The sequence below is a fragment of the Caenispirillum salinarum AK4 genome (assembly GCF_000315795.1).
GTDB lineage: Bacteria > Pseudomonadota > Alphaproteobacteria > Rhodospirillales > Rhodospirillaceae > Caenispirillum > Caenispirillum salinarum.
On record NZ_ANHY01000013.1, the window covers coordinates 89406 to 101709 of the forward strand.

The 12304-nt window shown below is 70.6% G+C and carries 10 protein-coding genes; 1 reads left to right on the forward strand and 9 read right to left on the reverse strand.

The annotated features are described in order from the left end of the window. Positions 1–59: 59 nt before the first annotated feature. The 9 genes from C882_RS13500 to C882_RS13540 all read right to left on the reverse strand — a co-directional run bounded on the left by C882_RS13500 (position 60) and on the right by C882_RS13540 (position 11112). Positions 60–1292, reverse strand: coding sequence for an ABC transporter substrate-binding protein (locus tag C882_RS13500; RefSeq protein ID WP_009541178.1), 1233 nt, complete (start codon positions 1290–1292; stop codon positions 60–62). A gap of 86 nt (positions 1293–1378) precedes the next feature. After that, positions 1379–1963, reverse strand: a complete 585-nt coding sequence (locus C882_RS13505; RefSeq protein ID WP_009541179.1) for an amino acid synthesis family protein — start codon at positions 1961–1963, stop codon at positions 1379–1381. Further along, entirely contained in the window at positions 1960–2544 is a 585-nt protein-coding gene (locus C882_RS13510) for an amino acid synthesis family protein (RefSeq protein WP_009541180.1), read from the reverse strand. The genes C882_RS13505 and C882_RS13510 overlap by 4 nt, the downstream gene beginning before the upstream one ends. Continuing rightward, positions 2537–3433 carry a UPF0280 family protein gene (locus C882_RS13515; RefSeq protein ID WP_009541181.1) on the reverse strand — a complete coding sequence of 299 codons (897 nt, stop codon included), beginning with the start codon at positions 3431–3433 and terminating at the stop codon, positions 2537–2539. Before C882_RS13515 ends, C882_RS13510 begins: the two co-directional genes overlap by 8 nt. Before the next feature lie 8 nt (positions 3434–3441). Further along, on the reverse strand, positions 3442–4923 hold the full coding sequence (locus C882_RS13520) for a hypothetical protein (RefSeq protein WP_009541182.1): 1482 nt from the start codon (positions 4921–4923) through the stop codon (positions 3442–3444). Between the two features lie 2 nt (positions 4924–4925). Beyond that, positions 4926–7667 carry a molybdopterin-dependent oxidoreductase gene (locus C882_RS13525; protein WP_009541183.1) on the reverse strand — a complete coding sequence of 914 codons (2742 nt, stop codon included), beginning with the start codon at positions 7665–7667 and terminating at the stop codon, positions 4926–4928. Beyond that, positions 7664–8515 carry an FAD binding domain-containing protein gene (locus C882_RS13530; RefSeq protein WP_009541184.1) on the reverse strand — a complete coding sequence of 284 codons (852 nt, stop codon included), beginning with the start codon at positions 8513–8515 and terminating at the stop codon, positions 7664–7666. Before C882_RS13530 ends, C882_RS13525 begins: the two co-directional genes overlap by 4 nt. 146 nt (positions 8516–8661) lie before the next feature. After that, the gene (locus C882_RS13535) at positions 8662–9858 is read right to left on the reverse strand and encodes an amidohydrolase family protein (protein WP_009541185.1); all 1197 of its coding nucleotides are present in this window, start codon (positions 9856–9858) and stop codon (positions 8662–8664) included. A 144-nt stretch (positions 9859–10002) separates the two neighbouring features. Further along, positions 10003–11112, reverse strand: coding sequence for an ABC transporter substrate-binding protein (locus C882_RS13540; RefSeq protein WP_009541186.1), 1110 nt, complete (start codon positions 11110–11112; stop codon positions 10003–10005). A gap of 147 nt (positions 11113–11259) precedes the next feature. Between C882_RS13540 and C882_RS13545 the strand changes: the two genes are divergently transcribed. Continuing rightward, positions 11260–12282 carry an NADP-dependent oxidoreductase gene (locus C882_RS13545; protein ID WP_009541187.1) on the forward strand — a complete coding sequence of 341 codons (1023 nt, stop codon included), beginning with the start codon at positions 11260–11262 and terminating at the stop codon, positions 12280–12282. Positions 12283–12304: the final 22 nt, after the last annotated feature.

The following is a 12304-nucleotide window of genomic DNA, read 5'->3' on the forward strand; positions in this document are numbered from 1 at the left end:
GGGGTCCACACATGCCGTCAGCCGCCCTTGCAATACCTCTGCTGGGCAAATTCAGCCCATCAAGACCCCGGCCGCATCGCCTTCGCCTCGTCCGGCGACGGCAGGTAGTTGGCGCCGTCGCGGTAGCCGAAGTCCACCATCACGCCCTTGCCGTCCTGCACGGCCGTGCGGCCAACGTAGGCGCCCAGCGTGCTCTGGTGGTCGGCGGCGCGGTAGGTGATGGGGCCGAGCGGCGTGTCCACCCCAATGCCCTCGGCGGCCGCGATCAGGTCCTCGGTCTCCAGACTCTCGGCCTTTTCCAGGATTTCGGCCACCGAATACATGGTGGCGTAGCCGACGATGGAGCCGAGCCGCGGGTAGTCGTCGAACTTCGCCTGGTAGGCCTCAAGGAACGTGTTGTGCTCGGGCGTGTCGATCTGGTCCCACGGGTAGCCGGTGACGATCCAGCCTTCCGGCGTCTCGGCGCCCAGCGGGTCCATGTACTCGGGCTCGCCGGTCAGCAGGCTGACCACCTCGCGGTCCTGGAACAGGCCGCGCGTGGTGCCCTCGCGCACGAACTTGGTCAGGTCGGGGCCGAAGGTGACGTTGAAGATGGCGTCCGGCTCCGACTGCGCCAGCGCCTGGACGGTGGAGCCCGCGTCGATCTTGCCGAACGGCGGCCATTGCTCGTTCACCCATTCGATGTCGTCGCGGCGGCGGTTCATCGCTTCCTTGAACGCCTCCACGGCCGAGGTGCCGTATTCATAGTTCGGTGCCACCGTGGCCCAGCGCGTCGCGTCCAGTTTGGCCGCTTCCTCGGCCAGCATCTCGGCCTGCATGGTGACGCTGGGGCGCAGGCGGAAGGTGTAGTCGTTGCCCTTGGACCAGACCAGCGCGTCGGTCAGCGGCTCGGCGGCCAGGAAGAACACCTCGCGCTGCTTGGCGTAGTCCGACACCGCCAGCCCGACGTGCGAGAAGAACGTGCCCATCAGAAGCGCCACGTCCTCGCGCTGGGTCAGTTCGTTTGCGGCGGTGACGGCGTCACCGGGCTTGCCGGCGTCGTCCTTGGAGATGACCTCAAGCGGACGCCCGTCGACGCCGCCGGCGGCGTTGATCTCCTCCAGCGCCAGTTGCCAGCCCATGCGGTAGGGCTCGGTGAAGGCCGGCAGGGCCGTGTAACTGTTGATCTCGCCGATCTTGATGGGGTCCTGCGCGAGCGCGCTTCCACCGGCCCCGAGGCCGCTCGCCGCCAGCGCCGCGATGCCGGCCACCGCCGATACCGCCCCGTGCGTCAGTCGCTTGGTCCAAGCCATGGTGATGCCTCCTGTTGTCCCTGTTGCACCGCCGGAAACAGTTCGTCTGTCTTGTTGTGGCGGATCGGCCGGCGGATGGAAAGTCCTTATCTCAGGCCGTCTTCCCCCTTGGCCTCGTTCATTGTCAGCCCGCCGACGCGCGGCAGCGGCCGTCCGCTGTCGGTCACGGCGATGGCGACCATGATCTCGTCGGCGCGCGGGGCGTCATTGATGGACACCTCCATGCCGTCGAAGTGACTGCGGACATACGCCGCGTCCTTGTGGCCGAGCGGAATGTCCAGCACCTGCCCCGGCCCGCCGCGCTTTTTCGACGACGGCACCAGCGCCGCGCCCTTTTCCACTTCCTTGCGCAGCGGCGCGCCCATCTTCGGGTGCAGCAGCGCGGCGGCGTGCTCAAGCTCGCCGTTCTCGCCGACCAGCGCGGCCTTGCCGTAGCTTTCCGCCTGGTCGGGCCGGATGCCCAGCGCCTCCACGCAGCGCCGGCCGAGCAGCGCGCCCAGCTCCGCGCCCGTTTCGATGAGCGGCGTCAGGTCCTCCTCGTACCGCCCGGCGAAGGGATTCCGAATGACCGCCACGGCGGCGGCGCGGCGGGTGGGCGGATCGATAGGCTTGCCCATTTCCTGGTGGATCTCGTCGACCACGACCATCAGTTTGCGGATGTCGGCACTCATCGCAGACCGTCCTCCCCCTTGATGTCCGCCGCCGCCAGGCCGCCGACGCGGGCATGGACGCGCGGGCCGGTGGTCATCACCAGCGCCACCAGCATTTCATCGGCGCGCGGGGCGTCGTTGATCCAGACCTCCATGGCGTCGAAGTGGCTGCGGACGTAGGAGGCGTCGATGTGGGTGACCGGCACGTCCAGCCGCGTGCCCGGCCCGCCCACCTTCTTGGTGGACGGCACGATGGCCTTGGCCCCGCCCAGCGCCTCGCGCATGGCATAGCCGCCGGGAACGTGCCACAGGGCGCCATGCTCAAGCTCTCCGTTCGTGCCCACGATGGCGCCCTTTCCATAGCCTTCGACGGCCTTCGCGTCGCCGCCCAGCGCCTCGATCAGCCGGTTGGCCATGGACAGGCCCAGCGGCTTCAGGTCTTCCATGAAGCCGGCGATCTCCGGCTCATAGCGACCGGCAAAGGGGTTGGCGATGACGCTGAGCATGGCCGCCTTCCTCAGCGGCACATCCGGCGGCGGGCCGCCTTCGTGGAAGATCTCCTCCACGATCAGTTGCTGCTTGCGCACGACCACCTCAGGCATCGGCTGGTTCCTCCCTTGTTTCGTCGCGCTCCGGCGCCGTCAGAACGCCGTCGGGCTGGCCCACGACCCGCATGCGCGCCCCCAGCACCAGGAAGGCGGCCTTGATGAGGCCCTGACGCACCATGCGCGCCGCGACCTGCGTGCCGGCGTCGAGCGCCTTTTCCTCTTCCGCCTCGGTCAGCGGCCCCACCGATACGGTGACCGGCCGGTCGCACAGGTCGCTGTCGGGCGCAAGCTCGCGGGCCGGTACCCGCGTGATACCCGGATGACCCGGCAGGTCCACGGCGTTGGCCACCAGCGTCGCCGCCGCATCGGCCGTCGCGGCATCGCCCGCCAGAACGGTCACCGAATCGGCGATGCCCAGCGTGTGGCTCCGCCCGCCGCGCCCGCTGGTGGCGATGCCGCGCGGGCGCATGGCGTGGGTGATCTCCAGCCCCGCGGGGCGGCGGGGGTTGAGCGGGTCCACCACCACGCCGACGCGCCAGCTCTGCCCCGGTGCGATATACAGCGCCATGTCGCCGCCGTTGTTCACCGCCGCGCGCTCAAGCCGCCGCCCCGCCACCAGGGCGGCCAGGATTTCGTCGGCCACCGCGCCGGCCACCGCCGCCATGGGCGTGATGAAGGTGGGCACATGGGGCACCGCCGCCGCCCACATGCGCCGCGCCACGGGCCCGGCCAGCGGGCACGGCCCGGCGGCGACCATGGTCCGCAGCAGCGGCAGTTCCTCGCACAGTTCCGGCAACAGGTGCCGGAAGCGGGCGGCCGCCTGCTCGTGCGCCGCCGCCACCTCGTCGGGCGCGCCGTCGGCCTGGATGATCAGGTCGATGGGGCCGTGCGACAGGTGCATCCGGTGGCCGTCGGGCAGCATGCTGCGGGTGGGCTGTTCCATATCCTTCCCTATCCGCGCCAGCGGAAGTTGAGGCGGTCCGTGGGCCACGGATTGTCCGTGCTGGCCGCCAGGTTGCGCTTGCGGGCGAGGTCGCGGACCTTTTCCAGCCGCACCACCGCCTCCATGTGCCCGCCGAGCGCCTGATAGTCGGCGAGCCGCATGGTGAATTCGATGGGGGCCACGATGGCAGGAGTCGGCACGTAGCCAAAGGACCGTTCCGGCATTCTGGTGACGTCCACCATGAAGGTGATGCCGCCGCCCGGCCAGACGAACACCGGCGCGCCGCCGCTGGACACATATGTCAGCGTGTCCTTGACGGAGCGCGTCAACTTGACCGGGTTTTCCGTCACGCCCGCCCGCAGCGACCCGCCCGCCCCGCCGATGAACATGACCGAGCACAGCGCCGGCTCGCAGTTCTCCTGAATGCGCTCAACGGAAAACCGCATGGCGTCGGGCAGGTCGCGGCGCCGGGGCTTCAGGTCGTCGTCCAGGACGTAGTAGGCGTAATGGTCGCCGGTGGTGGAGACCATGAGCATGGTCAGCCCCGGCCACGCCTGCTTGGGGTTGAAGTCGCCCAGGATTGTCAGCGGGTCGGTGATGTTGGTTCCGCCCCAGCCGGTGCCGGGCTCGGCCACCTGGAAATAGCGGCCGGGTGTGGAGCGGCGCCCCTTGATCTTGATGCCCGTCGGCGGCACGTCCAGCACCTTGCCCGCCTGATGCTCCGACAGCACGCCGGTGATGTGATCGTCGACCACCACCACCTCGTCCACATGATCGCGCCACTGGCGGGCGAACATGCCGATGGTGGCTGAGCCGCAGCCCACCCGCATCCGGTTCTCGCGCTCGCCGTCCACCACGGGCGCGTGGCCCGCCTGGACGGTGACGGCCGCCCCGCCGTCGATGGTCAGGTCGACGGCTTCCCGGTTGCAGAGGTCCATGATGGCATCGCAGGTGACGCGGCCTTCCTTCTTGCCGCCGCCGGTCAGGTGGTTCACCCCGCCGATGGACAGCATCTGGGAGCCGTACTCGCCCGTCGTCACATGGCCCACGGGCTCCCCGTCCCGGCGCACCAGCGCGCGTTCGGGGCCGAGGTGGCGGTCGGTGTCGATCTTCACCTTGGCGCCGCAGTAGCTGAAGATGCCCTCCGTCACCACGGTCACCATGTCCACGCCCTCGACCTCGCTCGCGACGATGAAGGGGGCGGGCTTGTAGTCGGGGTAGGTGGTGCCGGCGCCGACGGCGGTGACGAAGCGTGCCGCCGTGTTCAGCATGTCGCCGTCCCACTCGGCGTCGGATACCAGGAAGGGCACCACGGCGCGGTCCTCGCCGGCTTCCTCCAGGATCACCAGCGGGTCGACGCGGGTCAGATCGCCGCCGACGTTGGCGTAGCGGTCGCAGGCGCCGGCCTTGCCCTCGGCGATGTAGCACATGACCGGGCAGGCATCGCAGCGGATCTTGCCGTCGGCGGTGGTGGGGCCGGTGTCGGGCATGGTCACCCCCTCCCCTTGATGGCGGCCCGCACACGGTCCGGCGTCGCCGGCAGGTCGCGGATCAAGACCCCGGTGGCGTGACGGATGGCGTTGAGGATCGCCGGTGCCGTCGGGATCAGCACCTGCTCGCCGATGCCCTTGGCGCCATAGGGGCCGTGGGCGTCCGGGTCCTCCACCAGGATGGTCTCCACCTCGGGCATGTCGCCGACGGTGGGGATCAGGTAGTCGTGCAGGTTTTCCGTGCGGCCGGGGATGAACTCCTCCATCAGCGCAAGGCCGAGACCCTGCGCCGAGCCGCCTTCCACCTGCCCCTCGATGAGCGTCGGGTTGACGGCACGACCGACATCGTGGGCGCAGGTGAGCTTGCGGACGAAGACGCGGCCAAGTTCCGTGTCCACCTCCACCTCCGCCACATGGGCGCCCCAGCCGAAGGCGGCGTAGGGCTCGCCCTGGCCGTTCTCGTCGAGCGGGGCGGTGGGCGGATCGAAGGTTTCCTCCGCCTTCAGCACGAAACCGTTTGCGTCGGCTTCCAGGGTAGTGAGGTCCAGTTCCCGGTCGCCGGCGCGCAGGCATGTGCCGTCCAGGTCCAGGCGCGAGTCGTCGCGGGCGTTGAGGCGCTGGAGGATCGCCGCCCGCAGCGCCCGCCCGGCCAGGAACGCCGCCTTGCCGGTGACGAAGGTCTGGCGGCTGGCGGACGTCTTGCCGGCGTCGGGTGTTGCGTCGGTGTCCGCACCCACCAGCGTGAAGCGCTCCACCGGCAGGCCCAGGGCATCGGCGCAGATTTGCGTGATGACGGTGTTGGAGCCCTGGCCGATGTCCACCGCGCCCTGATGCAGCACCAGCGTCCCGTCCGCCTTCAGTCCGACCCGGATGGTCGACGGGTTGGGCAGCGAGGTGTTGCCGCAGCCGTACCACATGCCGGCAACACCGACGCCGCGCCTGGTCCGCCCGTCGGAGGCCGCGTTGAACGCGTCCGCCGCCGCCCGCGCCTTCTCCCAAGCCGGGCGCAGGGCCTCGAAGCAGGCACGGATGCCGACCCCTTGGGCGAACACCTGCCCCGTCACGGTGGGCTGGCCGTTGGTGAGCGCGTTGCGCAGGCGGAACTCCAGCGGGTCGAGGCCGACCGCATCGGCCAGTTCATCGAACAGCGTTTCCTGCGCCACCGCCGACTGCGGCACGCCGAAGCCCCGGAAGGCGCCGGCCGGCGCGCAGTGGGTGTGAACGGCCACCGACCGGCACTCGTAGGCCGGATGCAGGTAGGGGCCGGAGGCATGGACCGGCACGCGGTTCGCCACCGTCGGCCCCCAGGAGGCATAGGCGCCGGTGTTGAAGGTGCCGTGAAACGTCATCCCCGCCAGCTTGCCGTCGCGCGTCGCGACGACGGTGGCGGTGATGCGGGCGGGGTGGCGCTTGGTGGTGGTCGCCATGCTTTCCGGCCGGGTGTAGGCCATGCGCGCCGGCTTGCCCGTCACCCAGGCCGCCAAGGCGAGGTACGGCTGAACCGACAGGTCCAGCTTCGACCCGAAGCCGCCGCCGACGCTTGTGGGCAGGATGCGGACGGCCTCCGGCGCCAGCCCCATGATGGCGGCGGTGTCGTCGCGGTCCATGTAGGGGGCCTGGGTGCAGGCGGCGATCTCCAGCCGGTCGCCGATCCGCCGCGCCCACCCCGCTTCCGGCTCGATGTAGGCGTGTTCGATGAAGCCGGTTGAGTAGGTGCCGGACACCGTCACCACATCGTCGGCCGCCAGCGCGGTTTCCGGCTCCCCCCGCCGGACAAGCCCGCGCACCAGCACGTTGCCCGGCCGCTCCGGGTGGACGGCCTCCGCCCCCTCGGCCAGCGCGGCCTCGGGCGTCAGCAGGGCCGGCTTTTCGGTCCAGGTGACGGGGAAGTCCGACAGGTCCAGCGCCTCCACCACCGCCGCCGGGCCGACGATGGCCGCCACCGCCTCGCCCTTGAAGCGGCAGCGGGTGCGGGCGAAGACGGGCTGGTCGGCCAGCGGCGGGATGACGCCGAAGCAGTTGCGGCCGGGAATGTCGTCGGCGGTCAGCACCGCCTCCACCCCCGGATGGGCGCGGCGCCAGCTTTCCACGTCGCCCAGCTTTACCGCGCAATGATGATGGGGGCTGCGCACCACGCGGACCGTCAGGGCGTCTGCGGGCGGAAAGTCGTCGCCGAACAGGTCCGTGCCCAGCACCTTGGGCAGGCCGTCCACACGGTCCAGACGCGCGCCCACGGCCTGCCCGGCCTCCGCCCGCGCCGCCTCGGGCAGCGCGCCGCCGGCGGCCATGACGGCCTGGACGATCTTGGAATAGCCCGTACAGCGGCAGAGCACTCCGCCGAGCGCGTCCTTGACTTCGGCCTCCGTCGGCCGGGCGTTGCGGCGCAGGAGGGCGCTCGCGCTCATGAGCATTCCCGGCGTGCAGATGCCGCACTGCGCCGCGCCCAGCCGCAGGAAGGCCGATTGCAGGGCGTCGGGCACGCCGTCGCGCGCCAGCCCCTCCACCGTTTCCACCGTCGCGCCGTCCAGCCGGCCGGCGTGGACCATGCAGGCGCAGACGGGCTCGCCGTCCAGCAACACCGTGCAGGCCCCGCAGTCGCCGGCATCGCAGCCGACCTTGGTGCCGCGCAGGCCCAGGTCTTCCCGCAGCACTTGCGTCAGGCGCCGCAGCGGCTGGGTCACAACGCGGGCTGGCCGGCCGTTGAGCGTGAAGGCGACGGTGACGGCGGGGCTGTCAAAGGTCATGCCAGCGCCTCCCGGCAGGTGGACAGCGCCCGGCGCACCAGCGTCCGTGCGGCCTCGCGCCGGTAGCCGGCGGTAGCGCGCACATCGTCGATGGGCGAGAGCGGCGCGAAGTGGTTCTCCTGCGCCAGATCCTCCAGCGGCGCACCGGCATCGGCCTCGCACAGCACGGCCTCCAGCCCGCGCAGGCGGCGGGCGACCGGAGAGCACGACCCCACCGCCACGCCCGCGCGAACGATCCGCCGCGACTCCGGGGCTCGATGCAGCACGACGGCGACCATGGCAATGGAGATCACCAGGTAATGCCGCGCGCCCAGCTTCAGGAAATCCGACACCCCCGGCGCGCCGGCATCGGGGATCAGCAGCGCCGTCACCAGTTCCCCCGGCTGGCGGGTGGTCCGGCGCGGGCCGGTGATGAAGGCATCCAGCGGCTCCACCCGCGTGCCGTCGGCGCCGGAGACCTCCACCGCCGCATCCATGGCCATGAGCGGCACCACGCCGTCGGCGGCGGGGCTGGCGTTGCAGACGTTGCCGGCCACCGTGCCGGCGGTCTGGATCTGCACGCCGCCGACCTCCCGCGCGGCCAGCTTCAGCCCGTCGAACCAGGGTGGCAGGTCGGCGCGCAGAACGTCCGTCCAGGTGGTCAGCGCACCGATGCGCCAGTATCCGTCCGCCTCCCGCGTGATGCCGCGCAACGCAGACAGGCCGGAGATATCCAGGATGGGGTCGCGGATGGGGCCGCCGACGGCCGCCGGATAGACATCGGTCCCGCCCGCCAGGATGCGGAACGGCTTGCGCGCCAGCGCCTCCAGCGCTTCGTCAACCGTTCGGGCACGCAGATACTCGGCCATCCGAAGGCTCCTCGGGACCAGAAAAGAAAAGACGGGGACGCCGGGGCGGGGCGGCTCAGGGCGCCCCCGTCAGGTCCGGGCCGGGGCTGGGAGGGAGTGTGGAGGAGCAGCACCCGGCGCGGGATGGGAAACGGTTTCGGCGGCGGCTATCCGGGCGCAACCACCTCCGCCAGCCGTTCCGCCGGCGGGGTGTTGCGCGACCGGCCGGTGCGCACCACGCCGTCGATGATGGTCATGCTGATGCCCGGCAGGTCGCCGAGCCGCACGCTGTCCAGGATATCCTTGCCGGCGGTGTGCTGGGCGCGGTCCATGATGACGAAGTCCGCCGCCCGGCCGGGCTCGATCAGCCCGCAATCCAGGTCGCGCATGCGGGCGGTGTTGCCGGTGGCGAAGCAGAACGCCACCTCTGCCGGCACGTCCCCCAGGCTGGACAGCATGGAGACCATGCGCAGGATGCCCAGCGGCTGCACGCCCGAGCCCGCCGGGCTGTCGGTGCCCAGGATCACCCGCTCCGGCGCGCCCAGTTCGAAGGCCGTGCGCATGGCGAACAGGGCCATCTTCTCGTTGCCGTTATGCACGATCTCGATCCCGCGCGAGCAGCTTTCGCACAGGCACCGCACCTGATCCTGCGGCAGCGCGGTGTGGCCGCCGTTGATGTGGCCGATGATGTCGGCGTCGGCCTCCAGCACCACGTCGGCGTCAATCAGCCCCGACCCGGGGATGGAGGGGCCGCCGGTGTGGATGGTCGACTGGATGCCGTATTTCCGCGCCCAGGCGACCATCTGGCGGGCTTCCTCGCCCTGCTTGACGCCGCCCAAGCCCACCTCGCCCAGCAGCTTGACGCCCGCGTCGGCGAGGTCCTTGAAGTCCTGCTCCGTCATGCCCTGTTCGATGACCGGCGCGCCGGCGTGCACCTTCACGCCCGCCGGGCGGGCGTTGAGGAAGGAGCGCTGGGCGAAGATCGCCATGGCTTTCAGGCCGGGAATGTCCTTGGGGCGGCCGGGCGTGTGCACCTCCCCGGCGGAGACCATGGTGGTCACCCCGCCATTGAGGAAGCTGTCGATCCAGTTGAACTGGCTCTGGCGCGGGGTCCAGTCGCCCAGCACCGGGTGCACGTGGCTGTCGATGAGGCCCGGCGCGACGGTGGTGCCTTGGGCGTCCACCACCCGGTCGGCGCGGTCGGTGTCCAGGTCCCGCTCCCGACCGACCGCCCGGATGCGGCCGTCGACGCAGACGATGCAGTCGGCGTCCAGGATGGGGTTCGCCAGATCGCCCGACAGCAGCAGTCCGATATTGCGGATCACCAGCGTGCCGGCGGTGGAGGCTTGCGCGGGGGCGGCCATGGGCTGGGGCTCCTGGTTCCGTCCGGCCGGTCATCCCGGAAGAATGCCGCCGGATCGTTAGTACACCCTCATTTACCCGAGAAGTCTCACAGGCTTTTGCAGCCTGCGCAAGCCCCTCCGAAAGGCGTAGACATGCTGCTGCTGTCAGCGCGCCGTGCCCTTCAGCGGCGTCATGAGCGGCCCGCCGCCGCGCCATTGCGCCATGCGGGCGTTGATGCGGTCCTGGTTCTCGGCCCACCAGTCCTCGTCCGCCCACAGGGCGTGGCGGGCATTCTGGGGCGCTGTCGGCAGGTCGGCGCGCTCGTCCTCCGACAGCATGGCCAAGGCCGACTCGCGCACAGGGCCATAGGCGATGTGGCGGGCCTGTTCCGCCATGCGCGCGGGCTGCGAGGCGAAGGCGATGAAGGCCAGGGCGTCCTGCTTGTCGCGGCTGCCCTTGGGAATGCCCCACAGCTCCACGTCGCGCACCGCGCCGTCCCACAGGATTTCGTAGTCGGCGCCGCGGTCCATGGCGTCCTGGACACGCCCGTTGTAGGTCTGGGTCATCACCACCCGGCCGCGGTCCAGCAGGTCCACCGCCTCGTCCGGCGCATCCCACCAGACGATGTTGCCGCGCAGGGACTCCAGCCGATCGAAGGCGCGCTCCAGCCCTTCGTCGGTGCCGAGCGTCGCATAGACGTCTTCCGGCGCCACCCCGTCGGCCAGCAGCGCCCATTCCAGCACCACCCGCGGATTGGAGCGCACGCCGCGCTTGCCGGGATAGTCGTCGGTATTGAAGAACGCGGCCACCGATTCGGGCCGCTGCGGCAGGCGATTGGGGTCGTATCCGATGACCGTGGCGAACACGTTCTGCCCGACGGCGCAGTCCTGAAGCGCGGCCTCCATGAAATCCTCCGCCGCCGGCGTGCCGTCGGGCGCGGGCGGCAGGATTTCGGCGGGGATGGTTTCCAGCAGCCCCTCTCGGCAGCCGCGCACGGCATCGGACAGGTTGAGGTCCACCACGTCCCAGGTGACGTTCAGCGACGCCACCTGGCGGCGCACCTCGTCCAGGCCGCCGGCGTAGGTTTCCACCGTCACCCAGCGGTCGGTGGTGTCGCGGAAGGGGTTCACGTAGGCGCGCATCTGGCTGGCGGTGTAGGCGCCGCCCCAGCTGACGATGGTCAGCGGCCCGCGCGCATCCTGGGCGGCGGCCGGGGCGGCGGTGAGGGCGGCCAGGCCGACAGCGGCAGCGGCGGCGGTAACGGAACGGAACATGGCGGGCTCCCCTCGGCGGTGGTGGTGTCCATGCCGTCAACGCCCGAAACTGGCATCCTGTGCCGCCGGCCCTTGCGAAATGGCCCTTTGCGCCGGCGGCGCGGCATCCCACCTGAGGCCCCTGATCCCGTAGCCAAGGAGGTCCGGATGACCGTGAAGAACCGGCGCATCGTGCTCGCCAGCCGCCCGCAGGGCGCGCCGACCCACGAGAACTTCCGCCTGGAAGAGGTCGATGTCCCCTCGCCCGGCCCCGGCGAGATGCTTCTGCGCACGCTGTGGCTGTCGCTCGACCCCTACATGCGCGGGCGCATGAGCGATGCGCCATCCTACACGCCGCCGGTGGAGGTGGACGCCGTTATGTGCGGCGGCACCGTCTGCCGGGTGGAGGAAAGCAACCTGGACGGTTTCACCGCCGGCGACCTGGTGCTGGCCTACACGGGCTGGCAGGACTATGCGGTGTCCGACAGCACAATGGTGCAGAAGCTGGACCGCGACATGGCACGGCCGTCCTATGCGCTGGGCGTGCTGGGGATGCCGGGGTTCACGGCCTACACGGGACTGCTCGACATCGGCCGGCCCCAGCCGGGCGAGACGGTGGCCGTCGCCGCCGCCACCGGCGCCGTGGGATCGGTGGTCGGACAGATCGCGAAAATGAAGGGCTGTCGCGTCATCGGCATCGCGGGCGGCGCGGAAAAATGCCGCTACGCCACCGAGACGCTCGGCTTCGACGCCTGCGTCGACCACCGCGCCAAGGACTTTGCGAAGACGCTGAAGGACACGGCCGGAGAGGCCGGCATCGACGTCTACTTCGAGAACGTGGGCGGCAAGGTGCTGGACGCCATCCTGCCCTGCCTCAACACGGGTGCGCGCATTCCCCTGTGCGGGCTGATCGCCAACTACAACCTGACCGGCCTGCCGGAGGGCCCGGACCGCACGCCCATCTTCCTGCGCAACGTGCTGGTCAAACGGCTGAAGGTGCAAGGCTTCATCATTTTCGACTACCAGCCGCGCTACCCCGAGTTCCTCAAGGAGATGACACCCTGGGTCGCCAGCGGCGACATCACCTACCGCGAGGACGTGGCCGAGGGGCTGGAGAGCGCGCCCGAGGCCTTCATGGGCCTGCTGGAGGGCAGGAACTTCGGCAAGCTGGTGGTCAAGGTGGCCGACTGACGCCGGCACGCCTGACGGAAAA

Bases quoted from the DNA above. Each gene is read 5' to 3' on its own strand.
- C882_RS13500 (WP_009541178.1), bottom strand. From the start codon at position 1,292: ATGGCTTGGACCAAGCGACTGACGCACGGGGCGGTATCGGCGGTGGCC.
- C882_RS13505 (WP_009541179.1), bottom strand. From the start codon at position 1,963: ATGAGTGCCGACATCCGCAAACTGATGGTCGTGGTCGACGAGATCCAC.
- C882_RS13510 (WP_009541180.1), bottom strand. From the start codon at position 2,544: ATGCCTGAGGTGGTCGTGCGCAAGCAGCAACTGATCGTGGAGGAGATC.
- C882_RS13515 (WP_009541181.1), bottom strand. From the start codon at position 3,433: ATGGAACAGCCCACCCGCAGCATGCTGCCCGACGGCCACCGGATGCAC.
- C882_RS13520 (WP_009541182.1), bottom strand. From the start codon at position 4,923: ATGCCCGACACCGGCCCCACCACCGCCGACGGCAAGATCCGCTGCGAT.
- C882_RS13525 (WP_009541183.1), bottom strand. From the start codon at position 7,667: ATGACCTTTGACAGCCCCGCCGTCACCGTCGCCTTCACGCTCAACGGC.
- C882_RS13530 (WP_009541184.1), bottom strand. From the start codon at position 8,515: ATGGCCGAGTATCTGCGTGCCCGAACGGTTGACGAAGCGCTGGAGGCG.
- C882_RS13535 (WP_009541185.1), bottom strand. From the start codon at position 9,858: ATGGCCGCCCCCGCGCAAGCCTCCACCGCCGGCACGCTGGTGATCCGC.
- C882_RS13540 (WP_009541186.1), bottom strand. From the start codon at position 11,112: ATGTTCCGTTCCGTTACCGCCGCCGCTGCCGCTGTCGGCCTGGCCGCC.
- C882_RS13545 (WP_009541187.1), top strand. From the start codon at position 11,260: ATGACCGTGAAGAACCGGCGCATCGTGCTCGCCAGCCGCCCGCAGGGC.